The organism is Terrabacter sp. P2_E3 (assembly GCF_056403915.1).
In genome coordinates this window covers 264,981-286,286 of the sequence record NZ_JBFUEN010000003.1, presented here as the reverse complement: position 1 = coordinate 286,286, position 21,306 = coordinate 264,981, and the positions used below count along the sequence as shown (strand labels likewise).

The window sequence follows — 21,306 nt, the reverse complement described above, 5'->3', positions numbered from 1 at the left end:
TACGGTGTGCACACGCCTCGGGCCTTCCCGCTTCGAGGTTGACCACGCTCGTCCTCTGGGACGGCACGACTGACGGAGCCAAGGCAATGCGTCTTCTCCTCACCTCTGGCGGAGTCACGAACTCGAGCATCCGCGACGCGTTGGTCGATCTGCTGGGCAAGCCGATCGCAGACTCGAGCGCTCTGTGCATCCCGACCGCCCAGTACGGACATCCCCATGTCGGTCCTGGCGTCAAGGCGTGGCAGTTCATCAGTGGAAACTCCCAGAATCCCATGGTCGACCTGGGCTGGAAGTCCGTCGGCGTGCTGGAGCTGACCGCGCTGCCCAGCATCGGTGAGGAGCGCTGGGTGCCGCTGGTCCGGGAAACCGACGTGCTCTTGGTGGCCGGGGGCGACGTTCTCTATCTCTGCTACTGGATGCGGGAGTCTGGGCTGGCGGACCTGCTTCCATCCCTGACCGAGACGGTCTGGGTGGGGCTGAGCGCCGGGAGCATGGTGATGACCCCCGAGGTCGGGGAAGACTTCATCCAGTGGAGACCGCCGACCGGTGACGACAGCACGCTGGGCATCGTTGACTTCTCGATCTGTCCCCATCTGGCTCCGGACGGCATGCCGGGCAACTCCATGGCCGAGGCGGAGCAGTGGGTGGCCGGCATCTCCCATCCTGCGTATGCCATGGACGACCAGACGGCGATCAAGGTGGCCGATGGCACCGTCGAGGTTGTGACAGAAGGGAACTGGAAGCACTTCCCTCGTGACCGCTGACGCCACCTCGAGCCAGAGATGGCCCTGACGGAGCCGACCGTCAGGACGATGCGCCGAGCCGGTGTCGCACGACCCTCCGACGCAGAGTGGGCGACGCCTCGACCTCGTAGCCGGCGTCGAGGAAGACCTGGAGCAGCCCGACCGACGCCTCGTCCCAGATCACCGTCTTCCCGGGCGGCGGCTCGGTGGGGTAGCCCTCGAGGACGCGAGCGCCGACCTTCCTGCCGTACTCGACGGTGGCGGCGGCGAGCTCGTACATCAGGCCCTGTCGCCGGAAGCCCTTGCGCACGACGAAGCAGGTGACCGACCAGACGCCCTCGAGCTCGGGGTCCATCCGCATCCACGCCTTCTGCCGGGCCCAGATCCTCGGATAGTTCTCCCGAGGCTCGACCGCGACCCAGCCGGCCGGCTCGCCGTCGACGTAGCCGACGAGGCCAGATGTCGGGCCGCTCGTGCCGCAGCCAGCCTGCTCCAGGAGCGCAGCGTCACGCTCGTCCTGAGACGTGTCGCGCCAGATCCAGCCCGGGACCTTGAGCGCCTGGCAGCGGCACTTGGCGGCGCCACCGGCATCGAACACGGCCTCGACGTCCGCGATCATCGCGTCGTTGGCCGGTCGCCAGCTGAACTCGGGCACACCTCGAGACTAGTGGTGGCGGTGGGGACGCGCCCGGACGAGCGACCACCTGTCGGCGTGCGCTGGCAGACTCGGCGCGTGTCCAGGCCGCCGCGCATCGAGCCCTCCGGCGATGTCGTCGCGCGCCTCGGGTCCACGGCGCTGGCCCTGCCCGACGCCTACGAGGAGGACGCCTGGACCGGCATACGGTGGCGGGTGCGGAGCAAGACCTTCGCCCACGTCCTCGTGGCCCAGGAGGGGTACACCTCGGCATACCGCGACGTGACGGGCGTGACCGAGCCGACCACGGTGCTGACCTTCCGCTCATCCGGAGACGAGCTGTCGGCGCTGGTCAACGCAGGACCGCCGTTCTACCGGCCGCCGTGGTCGCCGACCGTCGTCGGCATGGTGCTCGACGACGACACCGACTGGGACGAGGTCGCCGAGCTGGTGACCGAGAGCTACCGGTTCTGCGCGCCCCACACGCTGAGGCGCCGACTGGACCCGTGACGGCGCGAGGCGGGTCTAGAGGAAGTCGGCCGGGTCGAAGTCCTCGATCGCGATGACACGGATCCGCGGCAGCGACTCCCGGAAGGCTTGCACGTCGTACTCGAGGTCGAAGGTGGCCAGACCCTGGGCCGTCAGCTCGAGAAACGCGTTGCTGCGGAACTCCTGGAAGCCGACGACCCCCACCCGCCGGCCGTCCAGCAGGTCGCCCACCTGGTCGACGAAGTCCCCGTCGTTGCTGACGAGGAGCACGTCGGCCCGGCGTTGACGGATCTCGACGAGCGTCCGCTGGATGGCGATGTCGACGACCTTCTCGCCCGGCGCGCCGGAGAGCGGGACGGGCCGGTAGCCGATGGCCATCAGCGCCTGGACGAACGGCATCGGCAGCTCGTTGTTGGCCGCGAGGAAGAAGAGCCCGGCGGCCGGCTGGTTCCACAGCTCCTGCGCGAACTGGAGCAGCCGTTCCCACCTCGGGCGCTCCTCGGGGCGCGGACGCCGTCCCAGGATCGAGGTCCCGAGGGTGGCGTCGATGTTCTCCCCGTCGATGAGGACGTACGTGATGCGGGGAGTCTCAGCCATGGGATGGAGCCTACGTCCCCCACCGCTCTCGCAACTCCGCCCAGCGAAGCGGGCAGCGGCCTAGGGCCAGGCGGCCGTGAGATAGGCGACCACGAGGACGCCGAGCGAGACCGCCACCAGGAGGGCACCGATCTGCGTCTGCCTGCTCCGCCGGGCCGAGACGTCACGCCCGGACGGGTCCGGCCCCGACTGGGAGGCCCACACGATCATGCCGAGGCCGACCACGAGCAGCACGCCGACGCCGACCCAGAAGTACGTCATCGCTCACCGGACGCCCTCGGCCGGGCCGGACAGCCCACGGCAGACCAACTCAACACTCGTCCCCGTTCGTCAGCCGCTGCGTGCCTTCCAGTCGGACCGCGTCGAGCGTGTCTTCCCTGAGCCCGAGGGCGCGGAGGACGGTCGGCGCGATCTGTCGCAGCGAGACAGGACAGACGAGGGTGCGACCGCCCTTGCGACCGGGTTCGATGATGACCAAGGGGACGTGAGTGTCTTCGGCGCTACCGCTTCCGTGGTCGACCAGCTTCGCATTCGGCGCCGCATAGACGACCCCGGTCGCCGGCTGCACGACGACGTCGGGGATCCGGCTCGCGTTGCCGCCGAGCTGTCCGGCGAAGAGCTCCGCGACTGCGGCACCGCTGGTGACGGTGCTGGCCCCGACCGTCGCGGCGTTCGCCTCGAGCACGGCCGCCACGTCGGCTGCACGGGTGCGATCCGTGAGCCAGACGAGCGCCATCGTGTCCGCCGTCACCTGCGCGGTCAGCCCGGGCTGGACGCTGTTGATGAGCGGAGCGAAGCCGGCTGGGTCTATCCACCGCAGGGTGGAGCGGTCGACCGGGCTGTTGGCGTGCTTGGCGGTCAGGATGATCATCGTGTCGCCGTTCAGACCGTTGGCCTCGACCCGGCTCAGCATCCGGCCCACCGCGCCGTCCACGTAGTCGAGCGCCTGCGCGAGCCCGGGGGCGCTCCCGGCGAGGGGGCCGATGGTGGTGACGCTCTGGGGGATCGCGCCGGCACCGTCGACGTAGCCGGAGAACTTCTGCCCGATGTTCGGTGCCTGGAAGTTCATGCCGAAGATGGCGGGGACGCCGACGACCGCGGTGCCGTCGTGGTCGAGCCCGTCGATCTCGTTCAGCACTGCCCTGACCTTGAGCTCGTCGTTGGCCATGATCTTCGTGATGTCGGCCTTGGCCGCGTTGAACTCGGGGCCGTAGAAGTCGTCGATGCCTGTCCCGGAGGGACCGGACAGGATCTCGTAGCTCGGGTGCTTGTCGGCGACGGCCGTGCGCAGCCCTGCCGCGTGCGCCACCTCGTAGATCGTGTTCACCTTGAGGAACTGATGCGGGTAGACGACGCTGCACCCGTGGTCCGGGTCACGCGGCAGCTTGGCCGGGTTGATGTCGGCCACGCTGTCGCCCGTGTTGGCGTTGACGTTGATCGTCTGGTTGAACGGAACGAGCGCGCCCCGCGTACTGCAGTCCGAGCCGGCCGGCGAGAGGCTGTTGTCCCAGGACACGTCGTAGTAGACCCCGGTCGACCGCGGTGACCCGCCTGTCGCCATGGCGAGCGTGCCGGGAAACGAGTCCGACGGTGTCTGGGCTGACGCGTTCGAGTAGCGACGTCCCCGTGCCACGACCTCCGCCAGCGCGGATGTGGGATGCGCCGCGACATAGTTCGTCAGATCGACGTCGTGAAACCCGTCGAGGCTGAGCAGCAGCACGTGCTCCACCTTCGGATTCAGCTGCGTCGACGCCGAACCGATTGGGGCAAAGGACAACGCTCCGACGATCGGCGCCGTCACCAATGCAACAGCTCGCCACCCGGTAGCACGCACGGCTCCCCCTCAGGGCCGAAGACTTTTCCGACCTCAAGACGTTAGCGCCGGAATGGCCCGGTCTGACACCGTTTCGCACATCCGTCAGCGATCAACAGGTCGCCCACGACGGTCATCCCGACCCAGGGAGCCGTCTTCGCAGCGGCAGCGGCAGCGGCGACGACTGGCGCTGCAGCTCAGGAGCCGCCACTTCCGGCAACGACGACGGCGGACGCGATCGCTGCAGTGACGGCCGCCATCATGCTCCCGATGGCCGATCGAACAGCGGCGGCTGCCCAGTCGCCTTCGGCGATCCTGCGAGCGCTCGCGTTCAGCTCCCGCTTCGAGAGGCCGACTGCCCTCGGATCCACGACGTCCGCGACGGCGTTGAGCGCGGACAGCAGGGAGATGAGTGCGCCGGTCCGGAAGTCGGTGGCCGCGCCGTGCCGCAGGGCGGACTCGAGCGCGGCCCGGACCGCCGCCTCGTGACTGGCGTCCTGGGCGGGCCAGCGGTGAGTCGGGAAGACGCCAAGGACCCGGCCCTCCTTCTCCCGGAGCACACCGCCCTCAGCGAGGCGCTCGTAGAGTCGGAGGCGGGTGCCCCTGCCCAGGGCAGTCACCACGGTCTGGGGCTTCTTGCCTTCCTTGCTCGTGACCGTTGCGAGTGCCTCATCGAGGATCTCGTCACCGGTGGGCCCTGGGTCATGGACGACGAGGCGTCCCGGCGCCACCTCCTGCGCGGGACCCGCGACGTCGACACGTTCGGTGAGTGCGAGCTCGACCAGCAGGGCACCCCCCAGTGCGATGTCCACCGTGGTGCTGGAAGCAGCCAGCTTTCCGGTGTCGTCATCGGTGAGCAACAGCAACAGATCCTCGGCGATCAGCATGCTTCGATCGTGGCTGACGTGGTCGTGAACGGGTAGGGCCGTTGGACCCTGCCCGAACGATGAGCGGCCCAGGGGCGATGGTCGCGCGTTCCGGGCGGACACCTCACTCGTCACGGGCTGTCAGCCTGACCATGGGCGAGCCGCTCACCCATTCGTCCATCGAGTACGGCTGGGCTGCGTACCACGGTTGGAGACGCCAGGCCTCTTCGGTGACATGTCGCCGCACGGCCGGATCCGTCACCTCGTCTGCCACGACTGCACGATCGTCGGGCGGCTCACGCAGGTGCAGCACCGCCTCGCGGTGTGCGCGCAGGTTGGCCAGCCAGTGCCTCGAGCCGGGAGTGCCGGTCAGGACAATCTGTCCGTCGACCACGACGTACCAGATCTCGATCCTGGTGACGCGGCCACTCCTGCGCCCGACGGTGCTGATCTCGCAGGTGCCGGTCGGCGGCATCTCCACCACGTCCATCCATGAAGGCTATGGAACATCGCGGTGACGTGCCGCCTGCCCGTGGTCGCCTGACGATGCGCACTGGGCCGTCGGGCTGCTAGCGTCCGACTGATCGTGATCCGTCCGCAGGAGGTGAGACCCGTGAACGCAGCAACCGCACTGGGTGCTCCCCCGCAGTCCACGATCGCGCGACCGACGTAGTCGCCACGGGGAGGCCCTCCACGCAACCCGCGAAAGGCACTCCCATGAACACCACTCCCGCCTCGACGCCTCGAGACCCACAACCAGGTAACTGGCCGATCGCCCAGCAAGCCCACCCCACAAGCCAATCGGCCTCCACCGACCAACGCGCCCTCGTGCTGGCCGGCGCGGGAGCCGCAGGCAACGCGTGGGAGCTCGGCCTCATCGCCGGGCTCTCGGATGCCGGCGTCGACCTCACGGAGGCCGACCTCGTCGTCGGGACCTCGGCCGGGTCGACCGTGGCAGCCCAGATCACCGGCAGGACACGCCCGACGGAGCTGTATGCCGCCATCCTCGCTGAGGTGCCCCCGCCTCCGTCCCGGGGTGGCGGAGCCCACCGACGAGGCGGATCGAACGTCTCGGGCGCGAACTACCTGGAGTGGTCGGACACGATCATCGCGACGTCGGAGAACGCATACGACATGCGTCGCCGGATGGGCGCGGCCGCGCTGGAGCGGGAGGCGGCCAACCCGTCCGACCCGACACGGTGGCGCAGCATCGTCGCGTCCCGTCTCCCCCACCACGACTGGCCGCGTCAGCGCATCCTCATCACCGCCGTCGATGCGGACACCGGGGAGCCCGTCGTCTTCGACCGGGACAACGGGGTCGACCTCGTGGACGCCGTTGCCGCCAGCACCTCGGCGATGACGCCCTATCGGATCGGCGAGCACCGCTACCTCAACGGCGGCTACCGGCGCAGCGAGAACGCCGATCTGGCAGCCGGCTACGGGCGGGTCCTCGTGCTGTCCCCCTTCAGCGGCCGGACGCGCATGCCGCTCGAGTGGGGCATGGACCTCTCCAGCCAGGTCGCGGAGCTGCGGGCGGGTGGCAGCAGGGTCGAGACCGTCTTCCCGGACGGCCGAGCGGGTGACGTCTTCGGCACCAACGCGCTCGACCCGTCGACGCGTCTGCCGGCCGCGCGAGGAGGCTACGACCAGGGCCTCGGCCTCGCGGAGCATCTGGTCGAGCTCTGGGCCTGACCGGGCTCCCACCCGGGGCACCGCGAGAACGTTCGGTGACCGCTGTCCGACCGAGGCGGTGCTGTTCGTTGCCAGAGTGAGAGCAGTTCACATGCACCCACTGTGGAGAGGAACCACCACCATGTCTGACGTCGTCGCCATCATGTCCATGTCGCTCGACGGCTTCGTCGCCGGTCCCGACGACGACGTGATGCAGGTCTTCGACTGGTACTTCGCCTCCGGTGACGTCGAGTTCGCCACCGGAGGCTCGGACCCCATGACGTTCAGGGTGTCCGAGCCGAGCGCCCGGTACCTCCGCGAGCTCACGCCCCAGCTCGGGGCCGTCCTCACCGGACGCCGCACCTTCGAGGTCGCCCAGGGCTGGGGCGGCAACCACGCGTGGGGCCCCGCCTTCGTCGTCACTCACGACGTCCCGGACGGGTGGCCCCGGCCCGGGTCGACCGTCCACTTCGTGACGGACGGCATCGAGAGCGCGGTGCGCCAGGCCAAGGACGCCGCCGGCGAGAAGTCCGTGGGCGTCCACGGCGCCGACACGATCCAGCAGCTGCTCAACGCCGGACTGGTCGACCACCTCCAGATCGACGTCGCCGCAGTGCTGCTCGGCTCCGGGGTGCGACTCTTCGACCACCTCGCGACGACGCCGGCCGTCCTCGGCGACCCGACCGTCATCGCCGGCGTCGGGGTGACGCACCTGCGCTACCCGGTGCGCCCGGCCCAGTCCTCCTGACGCGAGCTCGCCCCCGGCTCGGCCGCGCCGCCGACCCGACCGTCGTTCGCGAATCCTCGCCACGGGCAGCAGGGCGGGCCGCATAATGTCCGGTCAGGACGACCCGCTCCCCCTCGAGCCAGGCTGTCCCGCCTGACGATCCCGAGCCGAGGAGCCGAAGAGATGCCTGCAGACAACCGCGTCGGACACCGGCGTGGACGCCGCCGAGCGCGCGGCAGCCTGCTGGCGGTCGCCGTCGCGATCCTCTTCTTCGGCCTCTTGGGGGTCCTCCTGGTGCGGGACATCCTCCCGGTCTGGCTACCGGTCGCCTACCTCCTGCTCAGCGGCGTCGCCTTCGCGATGTACCGGGCGGACAAGTCGGCGGCATCGGTCAGTGGCAAACGGCGTACGCCGGAGTCCACGCTCCACACGATCGACCTCCTGGGTGGCTGGCCGGGGGCGCTCGTCGCGCGACACGTCTTCCGGCACAAGACGATCAAGCAGCCCTTCCGCACGGTCTTCTGGTTCACCGTCCTCGCCAACGGCGCGGCCCTCGCCTGGCTCGTGCACGAGCTGTCGTCCGTCTAGATCCAGACCGGGCCACGTCCCCACCGATATCTCCGAAACCGGGACACGACCGCCAATGGGCCCGGACACTTCCCTAGCAGTTCCAGGGAATCCACAGGGAGAGCCATTCATGAGCGACAACAACTACCACTACCCCGCGCCCGAAGGAGTGCCGACCGCGCCGTTGACGTGGGCACCTCCGCAGGGCGCTCCGCTCACGGAGTCGGGCGCGAGGACGAAGCCGAAGATGGGCAAGGGCAAGAAGGCCGGCCTGTGGGCTGGTGGCCTCGTCGTCGCTCTCATCGCCATCGGCACGACCGGCAACAACCCCAAGACCACTCCGACCGCCGCCACCGCCGCGAGCGTGACCACGACGGGCGTCGCCACGACTCCGGCTGCCTCACCGGCCGCCACGGTCGACACGGCAGCGGCGGACAAGGCCGCCGCCGACAAGGCCGCGGAGGACAAGGCGGCGGCGGACAAGGCGGCCGCCGCCAAGGCTGCAGCGGCCAAGGCTGCCGCTGCGAAGGTTGCTGCGGCCAAGGCTGCCGCGGCGAAGGTTGCTGCCGCCAAGGCCGCCGCCGCCAAGGCCGCTGCAGCGAAGGCGGCGGCTGAGGAAGCCGCCAACGCCATGACCGTGTCGCAGGAGCAGGCCGTCGCCAAGGCCGAGTCCTACCTCGAGCTCACGGCGTTCTCGCGCAAGGGTCTGATCGAGCAGCTGCGGTTCGAGCAGTTCTCCAAGGCCGACGCGACGTTCGCCGTCGACCACATCACGGTGAACTGGAAGGAGCAGGCCGCCAAGAAGGCCCAGTCCTACCTCGACCTGACGCCGTTCTCCCGCGGGGGGCTCATCTCACAGCTGAAGTTCGAGGGCTTCACCACCGCGCAGGCCACCTACGGCGTCACGGCCGTCGGCCTCTGAGCGATTCGCCGGCGCAGCCCATCTCGGCGTGGAGCCGGTCAGCCCGCACGGACTGACCGGCCCCGCGCACCCCGGGACCCTTCCGTCTCAGGCGACGGGCTCGGTCTTGAGCCGTTCCTCTCCCGTACGGGCCGGGCAGGAGGATCCTGAGACCATGGCTGACAGCAGGCCTGCGAAGAGCCTGGCGATCCCCCTGACGGCGTTCGCCGCGGGCGCGGTCGTCGCTCTGCTCGTCGGGGTCTTCGGCAAGGTCCACGACCCGACGCTCGCCGGCACGACGACGTTCGGCTTCCGCACGGTGATCGACATGAAGGTCGTGCTGTCCGTGGTGATCGGGGTGCTCGCGCTGCTCCAGCTCGTCGGTGCCCTCTGGCTCTACGGCAGGCTCGGCATCGGCGCGCCGTCCTGGCTCGGCACCGCCCACCGCATCTGCGGCGCGGTCGCCGTCGTGCTCATCGTCCTCGTCGCCTACCACTGCCTCTGGGCCCTCGGCCTCGAGTCCGGGACGCTCCGTGACGGCGAGCCCGTCTCCACGCGCACCGTCGTGCACGGCATCCTCGGGTGCGCCGTCATCGGTGCCGTCGTCGTCAAGGTCGTCGCGGTCCGGTCCAGGCGCGCACCCGGCTGGTTCCTGCCCGTGGCCGGCGGTCTGCTCTTCGCGCTGCTCATCGGCGCCGTGCTGACGTCGGCGATCTGGTACATCGCGGCCCGGGGCTGGCCGGGCTCGGGTGGCTACGGCTGACCCCTCAGCACCCGTGATCGTCACCCGTTGTATGCCGGGTGCTCACGCCCCGCCCGCGTCGCGGGCTCGCGCAGGCGGCCGGGTCGCACCCGAGTCCGCCCGCGGGGCGTCGCTGCTGTCGAACTCGCCCGTCTGCGCCACCGTGACAGCCACCGACCGGAGCTTCTCGTTGAGCCGCTGGGACGCCCGTCGCAGGGCGTCGAACGCATCCTCCGGGGTGAGCTTCAGCCGCTCCATGAGGATCCCCTTGGCCTGGCCGATGACGTCCCTGGACACGAGTGCCTGGTTCAGCCCCTCGGCCAGGTCCTCGAGGTCGCGACGTTCGTGGGCTGCTCCCGCGGCCAGCCCCGCGTGCGCAGCCAGGATGAGCCCGATGTCCCGCGCGTCGTCGCTGAACGCATCCGGCTCGGCCCCGTAGGTGTTGAGCGAGCCCCCGGCGCCGTCGGTCCACAGTCTCGGCGCGGCCAGGCGGTAGGAGGCAGCGGACTCGGCGCCGTGGTCGACCGGGCGTGACGCCAGCGTCGGCCAGCGGGTGTCGGGGAAGGCCCGCGCATACACGATGGCTTCGTCCACCGCGTCCAGGCAGGGTCCCTCGTGTGCCGCGTACTGCGCGTCGTCGACGGCCGTGGCGGCCGAGGCCGTGGTCGCTGCGGTCTGGAAGGCCCCGCTCTCCCGGAGCGTGACGCTGGCCATCTGGCACCCCGCGATGGTGCTCACCGCGGCCTGGGCGATCCGCGACATGACCTCGTCGAAGGAGTCGGCGGCGTAGAGGTGCTCGGCGACCTCGGCGAACGCCGCGGCCAGCTTGGTCGTCGGAGTGGCCGCGTGCCGTCGCTCAGCAGCCTCGTCCCGGTCGACCTCGGCGGCATCGCGTGAGGTGGCCATCTCCTCACGGTCCTCGAGCGCCCGTGCCCGGCCGGCCCGGTCGGCAACTCGTGAAGCAGCCGATTCGACACTGTCACCTGTGGATCCGAGCTCGACCGCGCGGGCGCCCAGCTGCCGTTCCCGCTCGTCCAGCCGAGCCTGTCGCGCGTCCGCGATCGCGTCCCTCGCGTCCGCGACGGCGTCGCGCTCGGCCGCCAGCTCGTCACGTCGGTCGGCGACGAAGTCGCGCTTCTCGGCAGCCCACTGGCGCTCGTCCTCGACCGATTCCGATGCCATCGCCGTGGCCTCCTCCCAGACGCCCGGATCCTTCCTCGACTCTATCGTCGGGCGGTGCTCATCAGATCGCTACGCGTGAAGCGCCGACCGCGAGCGCCAGCTCGTGGCACACCCGGCGCGGGGGGACCCTGGCTGCCCGCGGTTGGGTCGTGACGCCGTCGGGTAGGACCCGAGGGACCAGCAACCCGATCGAAGGAGTGCACATGTCGGATGACGAGAAGGTCGCCAAGGACCTCGTGGAGACGCTGAAGGACGGCGAGCGCGGCTTCGCCTCAGCTGCGGAGAAGCTGCGTGACAGCGACCGCGCCGAGTGGGCCACCACCCTGCAGCGGCTGTCTGAGCAGCGCGCCGGCTTCCACCGCGAGATCGTCGAGATGGGCCATGAGTACGGCGACGACGTCGACGAGAGCGGCTCGGTCGCGGCGACCGTGCACCGCGGCTGGATCTCGCTCAAGGACGCCCTGACGGGCGACGACGCGGGCAGCGTCCTCGGCGCGGCCGTGACCGGCGAGGACCACGCGGTCTCCGAGTACGAGAAGGCCGAGAAGGCCGACCTCAGCGCCGGCTTCCGCGCCGTCGTGACCCGCCAGCACGCCGCGATCGTGGCTGCCCGCGACGAGGTCAAGGCCCTCCACGTCGCCGACTGACGGCGCCCGGGCTCGGCCTGGCCCCTCCACCGGCCCCGGTCCGGTGGAGGGGTCATCGCGTGGGCGCGGCGCTACTGTGGCGACGAAGCCCCGAGACCAGGAGGTATGCCGTGTCGTACGTCGTCGACTTCGTGGACGTGTCCACCGAGGGGCTCGAGAGCTCCCCCGTCGCGGAGGCGCTGGCCGGCCTCCGGGCCAACGAGGCGCGCTACTACAAGAACAAGTACGACCACGTCCTCACCGTCGAGCCCGCGGCAGACGCGAGCGAGATCGTCGAGTACGTCCACCGCATCCTCGCGGAGGAGCGTGACCTCACGATCGAGTCGCGGCCCCTCGAGGCCACGGCGTTCGAGGTCGACGGGCTCAGGATGGCCTACGTCTTCTACGAGTCCGGCCTGTCGATCAACGTCATGTACGCGATCGACCCGGCGGGCAAGCGCGCCGTCGGCTTCAAGCTCTCCGACGGCATGGAGGTCCCCGAGGAGCTCGCGTCCCGGTTCAAGTTCGCCCGTCAGAGGTCGAAGCTGGCCGGCACGATCCGGGGCTCCTACTTCGTCATCAAGGGCGAGTACTGACCCGACCGGCCACGACCGATGGTGCCCGCCCGGGCCCGAGCGACTAGACAGGTCACGTGCACCTCGACCCGACCGACCACTTCGTCCACGTCCGCGGAGCCAGCGAGCACAACCTCAAGACCGTCGACGTCGACCTGCCGCGTGACGCGATGGTGGCCTTCACCGGCGTCTCCGGCTCGGGCAAGTCCTCCCTCGCCTTCGGCACCCTCTATGCCGAGGCGCAGCGGCGCTACTTCGAGTCGGTGGCGCCCTACGCCCGCCGGCTGCTCCAGCAGGTCGGCGCCCCGCACGTGCAGGAGATCACCGGCCTGCCGCCGGCCGTCGCCCTCCAGCAGCGCCGCGGCGCCCCGAGCTCGCGCTCGACCGTCGGCACGCTGACGACCCTCTCCAACCTCGTGCGGATGCTCTACTCCCGCGCCGGCACCTACCCCGTCGGCGCGACCCGCCTCGAAGCAGAGGCCTTCTCCCCCAACACCGCCGCCGGGGCATGCCCCGAGTGCCACGGGCTGGGCGAGGCGCACGACGTCGCCGAGGACCTGCTCGTCCCCGACCCGTCCCTGAGCATCCGCGGCGGCGCCATCGCGGCCTGGCCGGGCGCCTGGCAGGGCAAGAACCTCGTGCGCGTCACGAGGACCCTCGGGATCGACGTCGAGGCACCTTGGCGTGACCTCTCCCGCGCGGACCGCGACTGGCTGCTCTACACCGACGAGCAGCCGCGGGTGCTCATCGACCGGCGCGGTGAGGCCGACGACACGACAGGCCGCGACTACCACGGCACCTTCTGGAGCGCCCGCAAGCACATCCGCCACACCCTGGCCGACACGAAGAGCCAGATGATGCGCGACAAGGCCCTGCGCTTCGTCCGCAGCGTCCGGTGCCCGGCGTGCCACGGCACGGGACTGCGGGAGGACGCCCTCGCCGTCACCTTCCGCGGGCTGAGCATCGCGCATACCAACGCGTTGTCCTTCACCGACCTCGCGGCCCTGGTGCGCCCCGTCGCCGAGCTGACCGAGGCCGGCGCGGCGACGTCGTCCGCCACGTCGGGCGAGGCCACCGAAGTCGCCGTGCGTCTCTGCACCGACCTCCTCGCGCGCGTCCAGGTGCTGCTCGACCTCGGCCTCGGCTACCTCTCGCTGGGACGCAGCTCGACGACGCTCTCCCCCGGTGAGGCCCAGCGCCTGCGCATCGCGTCCCAGCTGCGGTCCGGCCTCTTCGGGGTCGTCTACGTCCTCGACGAGCCGTCCGCGGGGCTGCACCCGGCCGATGCCGCGCCGCTGCTCGAGGTGCTCGACGCGCTCAAGCGCTCGGGCAACTCGCTCTTCGTCGTCGAGCACGACCTCGACATCGTCCGCCGCGCCGACTGGGTCGTCGACATCGGTCCGGGCGCGGGCGAGCAGGGCGGCCACGTGCTCTACTCGGGTCCGGTCGACGGGCTCGAGCACGTCGAGGCCTCGGTCACCGGGCACCACCTCTTCGGCCGCGCCGAGCGTCCCCCGCGGCCGCAGCGCGAGCCCCAGGGCTGGCTGCACCTGCGCGGGATCAGCCGGCACAACCTCGACGACGTCTCCGTCGACGTCCCGCTCTGCGTCCTGACGGCCGTCACCGGAGTCTCGGGGTCGGGCAAGTCGACGCTCGTCACCCAGGTGCTCTCCGAGCTCGTCCGCCGCCACCTCGGCCAGAGCCCCGACGACCCCGAGGAGACCGAGCTCGAGATCGACGTCGACGACGCCACCGGCCTCGAGTCGTTCGACCGGCTCGTCCGTGTCGACCAGCGGCCCATCGGGCGCACCCCGCGCTCGAACCTCGCCACGTACACCGGCCTCTTCGACGCCGTGCGCAAGCTGTATGCCGCCACCCCCGAGGCGCGCGCCCGCGGCTACGGCGCGGGCCGCTTCTCCTTCAACGTCGCCGAGGGACGCTGTGAGACGTGTCAGGGCGAGGGCTTCGTCTCCGTCGAGCTGCTCTTCCTGCCCGGGACGTATGCGCCGTGCCCGACCTGCCACGGCGCGCGCTACAACGCCGCGACGCTCGAGATCACCCACCGCGGCAAGAACGTCGCCGACGTGCTGGCCCTCTCCGTCGACGAGGCCGCCGACTTCCTCGCCGACGTGCCGGCCGCCGCGCGCAGCCTCACGACGCTGCGCGAGGTGGGGCTCGGCTACCTGCGTCTCGGTCAGCCCGCCACCGAGCTGAGCGGTGGGGAGGCCCAGCGGATCAAGCTGGCGACCGAGCTGCAGCGGACCCGGCGCGGGCACGCCCTCTACCTCCTCGACGAGCCCACGGCCGGGCTGCACCCGGCCGACATCGCCCTGCTGCTGCGCCAGCTCCACACGCTGGTCGACGCCGGGAACACCGTCGTGCTCGTCGAGCACGACCTCGGCACCATCGTCAGCGCGGACTGGGTCATCGACCTCGGCCCGGGCGGTGGGGACGCGGGGGGCCGTGTCGTGGCGACGGGCACCCCGGAGCAGGTCGCGGGCGTCGAGGGGAGCGCGACAGCGCCCTATCTCGCCGCCCAGCTCTCCTCTCACGCGGACCGGTAGCGGCCGGATCTGCTTGGTGCAGAAGGAGGCTCAGCCTGCTCGGGGGGCCGGCACGAGGTAGACGGGCACCGGTGCCGACCGGATGATCTTCGAGGCGCGCGAGCCGAGGAAGAGCCGGGCGGCCGGGGCCGACGAGCTCGGACCGACGACGAGCAGGTCGCCGTCGCTCCACTCGACGTCCCAGATCGCCGTGCTCCACGAGACTCCCTCGCCGACGACGAGCGACCGGGCGAGACGCTCGGCCAGTGCGGCGTCGTGGGCTCCCACCTGGGCCCGGAGAGCGCTCGTCGTGCGCGCCACCCACCGGTCGACGACGAGGTCGTCGGCCGACTCCTCGACGCTGCCGTAGATCCGCTTGGGCGGCCGGACGGCGAACGACACCGCCCGCAGGCTCGCACCGAGGGCTTCGGCGACCGCGGCCCCCACGGCCGCCACGTGCGACGCGCCCGCAGACCCGCCGAAGCCGATGCTGACCCGGCGGATGCGAGAGCCCGGCGTGGGTCGGTATCCGAGGGGGGCCAGGAGCACCGGGAGGGGCGCCGAGTGCACGAGCCGGTCGGTCACGCTGCCGAAGGAGATGCGACCCAGCGCGCCCTTGCTCGACGAGCCGAGCACGAGGGCGGACGCGTCGACCTCGGCCGCCAGCTCGAGCAGGCCGGCGGGGATCGACGATGCCGCACGCACCACGAAGCTCGCCTCGACGTCAGGAGGCAGCGCCGTCCGGGCCTGCTCGAGGACCGACTCGCCCCAGTCGCGGAGCGGCCCGAGGTAGTCCCCGTCGACGAACTCCGCGGCCCCCGCTGCGTGCGGGGTCGTCACGACGACGGCCACGGTGAGGGGCTCGCCCGTCGACCGTGACAGCACGGCGGCCAGCTCGAGCGCCGACGCGCCGCTGTCCTGCGCCGTGTAGGCGACGACGATGGCCACGGCTCAGGCCTGCATGACGAGCGAGGCGGCCTCGACGTGGGTCACCGGCAGACCGAGCTCGCCGGCCCGGTCGACGACCTCGAAGCGCTGCCAGATCGAGTCCGTGGCAGGCAGCGTCACGATGACGATCTGGTCGGGGTCGAAGTGGCTCACCGCCGCCCGGAGGGCACGCAGGGGCCGGTAGTCGCCGAGCCCGCCGGTCGCGTCGAGGTGGTGCGCCGTGAGGGCCTCGAGGGTCCGGTCCAGCCGGGCCTGCGCCGCCTCGGTCGTCGCCTCGGCGACGGACACGGCGCCGTGCGTCGAGGCGGTGCCCGTCTCGACGGCACTGGCGGGGACGCAGACGTAGTAGGTCGCCTTGCCCATGGCGTCGATGCGCTGGAGCTCGCGCATCAGCTCGTCGGCCTCGAGGGTCTGGTTGGCGAGCACGAGCACGCGCCGTGCCTCACCGGTGTGGTCGGGCGCGACACGCTCGGGCAGGCGGGCGATGCGGGCCCGGTTGATGAAGAAGAGGACGAGGACGATGCCGAACGACACGAGGCTCAGCACGAGCTGGATGCGCACGTCCTCGGTGAGTCCCATCTGGACGAGCACCAGGACGATGCCGAGCGCCGTGATGACCGACAGGGCGGGGAACCACCACATCTTCACCTTGAGCGTCGACGCGTCAGCCCGGTAGCGCAGGATGATCTGCGAGACGGCGATGAGCAGGTAGACGAAGAGGATGACGGCGCCGGACGAGTTGAGCAGGAACGAGAAGACGGTGTCGGGCGAGACGGCGGCCATGATGACGGCGAGGAAGCCGACGACCGACGAGGCCAGGATGGCGACCATCGGCACGCCACGGGAGTTGACCGAGACCATCGAGGCGGGTGCCTCCCGGCGGGCGGCCAGCACGAAGAGCATCCGGGACGCGGTGTAGAGGCCGGAGTTGAGGCAGCTGAGCACGGCGGTCAGCACGACCGCGTTCATCACGTGGTCGGCATACGGGATGCCCATCTCCTGGAAGGCCGCGACGTAGGGCGACGCCTCCAGGGTGGCCGAGTTCCACGGCAGGATCACCGCGAGCAGGAAGATCGAGCCGACGAAGAAGATGGCGATGCGGGTGATGACGGAGTTCGCGGCCTTGGACACGGCCCGCTCCGGGTTGTCGGACTCGGCTGCGGCGATGGTCGCGATCTCGGCGCCCACCATCGAGAAGATCACCGTCACGACACCCGCCGTGACCGCCAGTCCGCCGTTGGGGAAGAAGCCGCCGTGCGCGGTGAGGTTGCTGAAGTCGAGGTCGGCGTTCGGCCAGATGCCGAAGACGAAGAGGGCACCGCAGGCGAGGAAGACGATGATCGCCGCGACCTTGATCCCGGCGAACCAGAACTCGAACTCCCCGAACGACGAGACCGAGATGAGGTTGGTGCCCGTCATGAGGAGCATGAGCAGGAGGCTCAGCACCCACGTCGGCACCCCCGGCAGCCAGAAGTTGATGACCTTGGCGCCGGCGACGGCCTCGAAGCCCACGACGATGACCCAGAAGTACCAGTAGAGCCAGCCGACGGAGAAGCCCGCCCAGTCACCGAGCGCCTTGCGGGAGTAGTCGGCGAACGAGCCGGTCGACGGGTTGGCCACGGCCATCTCGGCCAGCATCCGCATCACCATGATGATGAGGACGCCGCACAGGGCGTAGGTGATGAACGCCCCGGGGCCCGTGTCGTGGATGACGGTGCCCGAGCCGACGAACAGGCCCGCCCCGATGACGCCGCCCATGGCGATCATCGTCAGCTGCCGCTGGTTGAGCGACCGCTTGAGCTCCGGCCCCGCGCCGGCCACGTCAGGCCGTCCGATCCATGGTGGTGGAGCAGTGACAGGGGTTCACGTGACGAGACATGGGACAGCCCTCTCGATCGGACCGAGGAGGCTGACCGCCCCCGCGACGATCTGCCCAAAGTAGCCACGAGCGGACCATCTGTCCACGCGAGTCCAACCTTGCCGATCAGGGCGATCCGAGCGTTCACCGCGGTGGATCGCCGGTACCTGGTGCCGGCGATCCACCGCGTTCCATCGGTGTGGCCGTGAGCCGGCCGGCGCCCGACGTCAGGCGTAGAAGTCGGGCTTCGCGATCATCTCGACCTTGACGACGCCCTCGTCGGTGAGCGCTCGGACACCGGCGTCACAGACGCACGCGGCGGCATACCCGTCCCACGACGTCGACCCGGTGTGCTCGCCCCGCGCCACTGCGGAGATCCACTCCTGCACCTCGGTGACGAAGGCGCCCCAGAAGCGGTCGTTGTGGTCGCGGGCGATGGCGTTGCGCACCCCGACGCCGTCGCGCACGACGATCGCGTTCTGGTCGCCCAACGACACCGTCCCCGTCTCGGCAACGGCTTCGCAGCGGATGTCGTAGCCGAACTGGCAGTTGACGAAGATCTCGTCGTCGACGCGCACCCCCGACTCCGTCTCGAGGATGAGCACGAGTGGGTCCTGGAGGTGCTCGAAGCGCAGCGACGTCTTCTTCGGCTTGTCGACCCGCGCCGAGACGAACTCCTCGCCGAGCAGCCAGCGCATCGTGTCGACCTCGTGGATCGCGGTGTCGTTGATGGCCATGTCCCACGTGTAGTGCTCGGGCACGGTCGGGTTGCGGTGCGCGCAGTGGACCATGAGCGTCTCGCCGAGCTCGCCCGAGTCGAGCAGCGTCTTCATCTCGCGGTAGCTCCGATCGAAGCGACGCATGAATCCGACTGTCACCAGGCGCCGCCCGCCGGCCTGCTCGGCCTCCATGATCCGCAGCGCGGCCTCCGCCGTCGGCGTCAGCGGCTTCTCGCAGAAGACGGGCTTGCCCGCCGCGATGGCCGCGAGCACGTCCACCTCGTGCGCCGGCCCGTAGCTGCAGATCATGACGGCGTCGACCTCGTCGGCGGCGATGAGCTCGGCCGAGGACGCGTATGCCGTCCCGTCGACCCGCGACGCCACCTCGGCCGCTCGGGCCGGGTCGACGTCGGAGACGGCGACGACCCGCCCGCCCGCGATGACGGTGTGGATCCGGTCGATGTGAGCCTGGCCCATGCCGCCCGGGCCAATCATGCCGATGCGTACGGTCATTGGTGTGACTCCTTCGTCAGCGAGAGCAGGGGCTCAGCGGAGGCCGAGGCCGATGGACGCGAGGTACTCGCGGGTCTGGATGGCGTTGGGCAGCGGGTAGGACGGCTCGCACGGGTACATGTCCTGCTCGCACACGACGTAGAGCTCCTTGTCGAGGTCGGCCAGGGCCTCGATGAGCGACGGCATGTCCGGCGCGCCGGCCGGCGGTGCGACGGAGCAGCCCTTGGCGACAGCGAGACCGAAGGGCCAGTCCTCGTCGTGGGCCTGCTTGACGAGGCCTTCGTCCATCGCCTTGATGTGGACGTAGGAGATGCGCTCGGGGTACTTGCGGCACAGCTCCATCGGGTCCCCACCGCCGTAGACGATGTGGCCGGTGTCGAGGCAGAAGCCGACGTAGTCGGGGTCGGTCGCCTGGAAGACGCGGTCGATGTCCTCGGGCGTCTCGATGTGGCTGTCGCCGTGCGGGTGGAGGACCATCTTGAGGCCGTAGTCCTCCTTCATGATGCGACCGAGCTTGTCGGCATTGGAGATGTAGGCGTTCCACGCCTCCGTCGACAGCACGCGGTCGTCGGTGAACTCCCACGTCTTGTCGTCGCGGAAGAGGGGCGGTAGGTGCACGATGTACTCCGCCCCGACGGCGGCGTGCGTCTCGGCGATCTCGCGGAAGGTCTTCTCCGTGTCGGCCCAGGCCTCCGGCTTGTGCAGGATGCCCCAGCCCGTGCCGGCGACGACCTGGAAGCCTCGCTTGTCCATCTCCTCCTGCAGGCGCTTCGGGTCCTTGGGGAAGTAGCCGAACGGCCCCGTCTCCATGACCGAGAAGCCGGCCTCGGCCATCTCGTCGAGCGCGGTCTCCCAGTGGATCTGCTTCTCGTCCTCGGGGAACCAGACGCCCCACTGGTCAGGACAGACACCGATCGTCAGCTTGCTGTAGCGGTCGTCGGTGTTGCGGGCCTTGGACTCGGCCATGGTCGTTCGTTCCTCTCGAAAAGTGTTGCGGGTCAGTCGTTCTGGGGGAAGCCAAGGTTGAGGCCGCCGTGGCTCGGGTCGAGCCAGCGCGACGTGACGACCTTGCCGCGGGTGAAGAAGTGGACGCCCTCCATGCCGTGGGCGTGGGTGTCGCCGAAGAGCGAGTTCTTCCACCCGCCGAAGGAGTAGTACGACACCGGCACGGGGATCGGCACGTTGACGCCGACCATGCCGACCTCGACGTTGCGCTGGAACTTGCGGGCCGCGCCACCGTCGTTGGTGAAGATCGCCGTGCCGTTGCCGTAGGGGTTGCTGTTGATGAGCGTGAGGCCCTCGTCGTAGGAGCCGACGCGAACGACCGACAGCACCGGACCGAAGATCTCGTCGTCGTAGAGCGACATGCCGGGCTTGACGTGGTCGAAGAGGGTCGGCGCGAGGAAGTAGCCCTCCCCGTCGGACTCGTAGGAGTCCTGACGACCGTCGACGACGAGCGTCGCACCTTCGGACACCCCGGCGTCGAGGTAGGACGTCACCTTGTCGCGGTGCTGCGAGGTGACGAGCGGGCCCATGTCGCAGCCGCGCGTGCCGTCACCGGTGACGAGCTTGCCCATGCGGTCCTTGATCTTCGAGATCAGCTCGTCCGCGATGGGTTCGACGGCGACGAGTGCCGAGATCGCCATGCACCGCTCCCCCGCCGAGCCGAAGCCGGCGTTGACCGCCGCGTCCGCGGCGAGGTCGAGGTCGGCGTCCGGCAGGACGAGCATGTGGTTCTTGGCGCCGCCGAGGGCCTGGACCCGCTTGCCGTGCGCGGTGCCCGTCTCGTAGACGTACTTCGCGATCGGCGTCGAGCCGACGAACGACACCGACTTCACGTCGGGGTGCCTCAGCAGCGCGTCGACCGCCTCCTTGTCGCCGTTGACGACCTGCATGACACCGTCGGGCAGGCCGGCCTCCTTCCAGAGCGCCGCGACCGCGATCGCGGCCGAGGGGTCCTTCTCGGACGGCTTGAGGATCACCGCGTTGCCGCACGCGATGGCGATGGGGATGAACCACATCGGCACCATCGCCGGGAAGTTGAACGGCGAGATGACGGCGACGACCCCGAGCGGCTGGCGGATCGAGTAGACGTCGACGTTCGTCGAGGCGTTCTCCGAGAAGCCGCCGCGCATGAGGTGCGGGATGCCACAGGCGAACTCGGCGACCTCGAGGCCGCGCGTCACCTCGCCGAGCGCGTCGGAGAGCACCTTGCCGTGCTCGGCCGTGATGAGCGCCGCGACGTCCTCCTTGCGCTCGTTGAGCAGCTCGCGGAAGGCGAAGAGCACGCCCGAGCGCTTGGCGAGCGAGGCGTCGGCCCACTCCTCCCACGCGGAGGCGGCGGACGTGACGGCCTCGTCGACGAGCGAGGCCGAGGCGAGGTCGAGCACGCCGGACTGCTCCCCCGTCGCGGGGTTGAAGACGGGCGACGTGCGCTCGGCGGTGCCGGCCCACGGCTGGCCGTCAATGAGGTGGGTGATGCGGGTGGGCGTGCTCATGGCAGTGTCCTTCGGGTTCAGATCAAGGCGGAGGGGGCGTGTGCCGGGTGGCCGGCTCGAGGAGGGAACACGTGGGTTCGGCTCGGATGCTGGT

The 21,306-nt window shown here is 70.3% G+C and carries 22 protein-coding genes; 10 read left to right on the top strand and 12 right to left on the bottom strand.

Annotated features, from left to right (window positions below; genetic code table 11):
* The first annotated feature begins 86 nt into the window (after positions 1–86).
* Entirely contained in the window at positions 87–764 is a 678-nt protein-coding gene (locus AC1DW8_RS04595; protein ID WP_056774664.1) for a Type 1 glutamine amidotransferase-like domain-containing protein, read from the top strand.
* A gap of 40 nt (positions 765–804) precedes the next feature.
* On the opposite strand, the gene AC1DW8_RS04590 is transcribed toward AC1DW8_RS04595, so the two are convergent.
* On the bottom strand, positions 805–1,398 hold the full coding sequence (locus tag AC1DW8_RS04590) for a GNAT family N-acetyltransferase (protein ID WP_478092224.1): 594 nt from the start codon (positions 1,396–1,398) through the stop codon (positions 805–807).
* A 78-nt stretch (positions 1,399–1,476) separates the two neighbouring features.
* On the opposite strand from AC1DW8_RS04590, the gene AC1DW8_RS04585 reads away from it, so the two are divergent.
* Positions 1,477–1,887 (top strand): MmcQ/YjbR family DNA-binding protein, encoded by a 411-nt coding sequence (locus AC1DW8_RS04585; protein ID WP_056775310.1) that lies wholly within the window; start codon positions 1,477–1,479, stop codon positions 1,885–1,887.
* Positions 1,888–1,902: 15 nt separating this feature from the next.
* Here the strand turns inward: AC1DW8_RS04585 and AC1DW8_RS04580 are convergent, their stop codons facing one another.
* The 5 genes from AC1DW8_RS04580 to AC1DW8_RS04560 all read right to left on the bottom strand — a co-directional run bounded on the left by AC1DW8_RS04580 (position 1,903) and on the right by AC1DW8_RS04560 (position 5,632).
* A complete protein-coding gene (locus tag AC1DW8_RS04580) occupies positions 1,903–2,463 on the bottom strand; it encodes an NYN domain-containing protein (protein WP_442274231.1) in 561 nt (186 codons plus the stop codon).
* Positions 2,464–2,523: 60 nt separating this feature from the next.
* Entirely contained in the window at positions 2,524–2,724 is a 201-nt protein-coding gene (locus AC1DW8_RS04575) for a hypothetical protein (RefSeq protein WP_478092222.1), read from the bottom strand.
* Positions 2,725–2,773: 49 nt separating this feature from the next.
* Positions 2,774–4,183, bottom strand: a complete 1,410-nt coding sequence (locus tag AC1DW8_RS04570; RefSeq protein ID WP_478092219.1) for an alkaline phosphatase family protein — start codon at positions 4,181–4,183, stop codon at positions 2,774–2,776.
* Positions 4,184–4,473: 290 nt separating this feature from the next.
* Positions 4,474–5,163, bottom strand: a complete 690-nt coding sequence (locus AC1DW8_RS04565) for a GOLPH3/VPS74 family protein (RefSeq protein WP_478092217.1) — start codon at positions 5,161–5,163, stop codon at positions 4,474–4,476.
* 103 nt (positions 5,164–5,266) lie between these two features.
* Positions 5,267–5,632, bottom strand: a complete 366-nt coding sequence (locus tag AC1DW8_RS04560; protein ID WP_056774680.1) for a nitroreductase/quinone reductase family protein — start codon at positions 5,630–5,632, stop codon at positions 5,267–5,269.
* Positions 5,633–5,859: 227 nt separating this feature from the next.
* On the opposite strand from AC1DW8_RS04560, the gene AC1DW8_RS04555 reads away from it, so the two are divergent.
* The 5 genes from AC1DW8_RS04555 to AC1DW8_RS04535 all read left to right on the top strand — a co-directional run bounded on the left by AC1DW8_RS04555 (position 5,860) and on the right by AC1DW8_RS04535 (position 9,771).
* Complete coding sequence (locus tag AC1DW8_RS04555; RefSeq protein WP_478092214.1) at positions 5,860–6,834, top strand: patatin-like phospholipase family protein; 975 nt, start codon at positions 5,860–5,862, stop codon at positions 6,832–6,834.
* 121 nt (positions 6,835–6,955) lie between these two features.
* Positions 6,956–7,561 (top strand): dihydrofolate reductase family protein, encoded by a 606-nt coding sequence (locus AC1DW8_RS04550; protein WP_056774687.1) that lies wholly within the window; start codon positions 6,956–6,958, stop codon positions 7,559–7,561.
* 162 nt (positions 7,562–7,723) lie between these two features.
* Positions 7,724–8,128 (top strand): DUF1294 domain-containing protein, encoded by a 405-nt coding sequence (locus AC1DW8_RS04545; RefSeq protein WP_478092212.1) that lies wholly within the window; start codon positions 7,724–7,726, stop codon positions 8,126–8,128.
* Between the two features lie 109 nt (positions 8,129–8,237).
* On the top strand, positions 8,238–9,029 hold the full coding sequence (locus tag AC1DW8_RS04540; RefSeq protein WP_478092210.1) for an Ltp family lipoprotein: 792 nt from the start codon (positions 8,238–8,240) through the stop codon (positions 9,027–9,029).
* A gap of 154 nt (positions 9,030–9,183) precedes the next feature.
* On the top strand, positions 9,184–9,771 hold the full coding sequence (locus AC1DW8_RS04535; RefSeq protein WP_056774693.1) for a DUF6529 family protein: 588 nt from the start codon (positions 9,184–9,186) through the stop codon (positions 9,769–9,771).
* A 42-nt stretch (positions 9,772–9,813) separates the two neighbouring features.
* On the opposite strand, the gene AC1DW8_RS04530 is transcribed toward AC1DW8_RS04535, so the two are convergent.
* Positions 9,814–10,932, bottom strand: coding sequence for an ANTAR domain-containing protein (locus tag AC1DW8_RS04530; protein WP_478092207.1), 1,119 nt, complete (start codon positions 10,930–10,932; stop codon positions 9,814–9,816).
* Between the two features lie 203 nt (positions 10,933–11,135).
* On the opposite strand from AC1DW8_RS04530, the gene AC1DW8_RS04525 reads away from it, so the two are divergent.
* The 3 genes from AC1DW8_RS04525 (at position 11,136) to uvrA (ending at position 14,697) form a co-directional block, all read left to right on the top strand.
* Entirely contained in the window at positions 11,136–11,579 is a 444-nt protein-coding gene (locus tag AC1DW8_RS04525; RefSeq protein ID WP_056774699.1) for a ferritin-like domain-containing protein, read from the top strand.
* Positions 11,580–11,689: 110 nt separating this feature from the next.
* Positions 11,690–12,154, top strand: a complete 465-nt coding sequence (locus AC1DW8_RS04520; protein ID WP_056774702.1) for a hypothetical protein — start codon at positions 11,690–11,692, stop codon at positions 12,152–12,154.
* A gap of 56 nt (positions 12,155–12,210) precedes the next feature.
* Positions 12,211–14,697, top strand: a complete 2,487-nt coding sequence (uvrA, locus tag AC1DW8_RS04515; RefSeq protein WP_478092204.1) for an excinuclease ABC subunit UvrA — start codon at positions 12,211–12,213, stop codon at positions 14,695–14,697.
* A 30-nt stretch (positions 14,698–14,727) separates the two neighbouring features.
* On the opposite strand, the gene AC1DW8_RS04510 is transcribed toward uvrA, so the two are convergent.
* From AC1DW8_RS04510 to AC1DW8_RS04490, 5 genes are all read right to left on the bottom strand, one after another.
* The gene (locus tag AC1DW8_RS04510; protein WP_056825979.1) at positions 14,728–15,624 is read right to left on the bottom strand and encodes a universal stress protein; all 897 of its coding nucleotides are present in this window, start codon (positions 15,622–15,624) and stop codon (positions 14,728–14,730) included.
* 3 nt (positions 15,625–15,627) lie between these two features.
* Positions 15,628–17,445, bottom strand: a complete 1,818-nt coding sequence (locus tag AC1DW8_RS04505; RefSeq protein WP_082622863.1) for an amino acid permease — start codon at positions 17,443–17,445, stop codon at positions 15,628–15,630.
* A 264-nt stretch (positions 17,446–17,709) separates the two neighbouring features.
* Complete coding sequence (locus AC1DW8_RS04500; protein WP_478092201.1) at positions 17,710–18,714, bottom strand: Gfo/Idh/MocA family protein; 1,005 nt, start codon at positions 18,712–18,714, stop codon at positions 17,710–17,712.
* A gap of 33 nt (positions 18,715–18,747) precedes the next feature.
* Positions 18,748–19,680: a TIM barrel protein gene (locus AC1DW8_RS04495; protein ID WP_056774709.1), complete on the bottom strand. Its 933-nt coding sequence runs from the start codon at positions 19,678–19,680 to the stop codon at positions 18,748–18,750.
* Positions 19,681–19,712: 32 nt separating this feature from the next.
* On the bottom strand, positions 19,713–21,212 hold the full coding sequence (locus tag AC1DW8_RS04490) for a CoA-acylating methylmalonate-semialdehyde dehydrogenase (RefSeq protein ID WP_056774711.1): 1,500 nt from the start codon (positions 21,210–21,212) through the stop codon (positions 19,713–19,715).
* Positions 21,213–21,306 lie beyond the last annotated feature (94 nt).

Bases quoted from the DNA above. Each gene is read 5' to 3' on its own strand.
- AC1DW8_RS04500 (WP_478092201.1), bottom strand. From the start codon at position 18,714: ATGACCGTACGCATCGGCATGATTGGCCCGGGCGGCATGGGCCAGGCT.
- AC1DW8_RS04490 (WP_056774711.1), bottom strand. From the start codon at position 21,212: ATGAGCACGCCCACCCGCATCACCCACCTCATTGACGGCCAGCCGTGG.
- AC1DW8_RS04540 (WP_478092210.1), top strand. From the start codon at position 8,238: ATGAGCGACAACAACTACCACTACCCCGCGCCCGAAGGAGTGCCGACC.
- AC1DW8_RS04565 (WP_478092217.1), bottom strand. From the start codon at position 5,163: ATGCTGATCGCCGAGGATCTGTTGCTGTTGCTCACCGATGACGACACC.
- AC1DW8_RS04495 (WP_056774709.1), bottom strand. From the start codon at position 19,680: ATGGCCGAGTCCAAGGCCCGCAACACCGACGACCGCTACAGCAAGCTG.
- AC1DW8_RS04535 (WP_056774693.1), top strand. From the start codon at position 9,184: ATGGCTGACAGCAGGCCTGCGAAGAGCCTGGCGATCCCCCTGACGGCG.
- AC1DW8_RS04580 (WP_442274231.1), bottom strand. From the start codon at position 2,463: ATGGCTGAGACTCCCCGCATCACGTACGTCCTCATCGACGGGGAGAAC.
- AC1DW8_RS04525 (WP_056774699.1), top strand. From the start codon at position 11,136: ATGTCGGATGACGAGAAGGTCGCCAAGGACCTCGTGGAGACGCTGAAG.
- AC1DW8_RS04595 (WP_056774664.1), top strand. From the start codon at position 87: ATGCGTCTTCTCCTCACCTCTGGCGGAGTCACGAACTCGAGCATCCGC.
- AC1DW8_RS04545 (WP_478092212.1), top strand. From the start codon at position 7,724: ATGCCTGCAGACAACCGCGTCGGACACCGGCGTGGACGCCGCCGAGCG.
- AC1DW8_RS04575 (WP_478092222.1), bottom strand. From the start codon at position 2,724: ATGACGTACTTCTGGGTCGGCGTCGGCGTGCTGCTCGTGGTCGGCCTC.
- AC1DW8_RS04530 (WP_478092207.1), bottom strand. From the start codon at position 10,932: ATGGCATCGGAATCGGTCGAGGACGAGCGCCAGTGGGCTGCCGAGAAG.
- AC1DW8_RS04560 (WP_056774680.1), bottom strand. From the start codon at position 5,632: ATGGACGTGGTGGAGATGCCGCCGACCGGCACCTGCGAGATCAGCACC.
- AC1DW8_RS04550 (WP_056774687.1), top strand. From the start codon at position 6,956: ATGTCTGACGTCGTCGCCATCATGTCCATGTCGCTCGACGGCTTCGTC.
- AC1DW8_RS04555 (WP_478092214.1), top strand. From the start codon at position 5,860: ATGAACACCACTCCCGCCTCGACGCCTCGAGACCCACAACCAGGTAAC.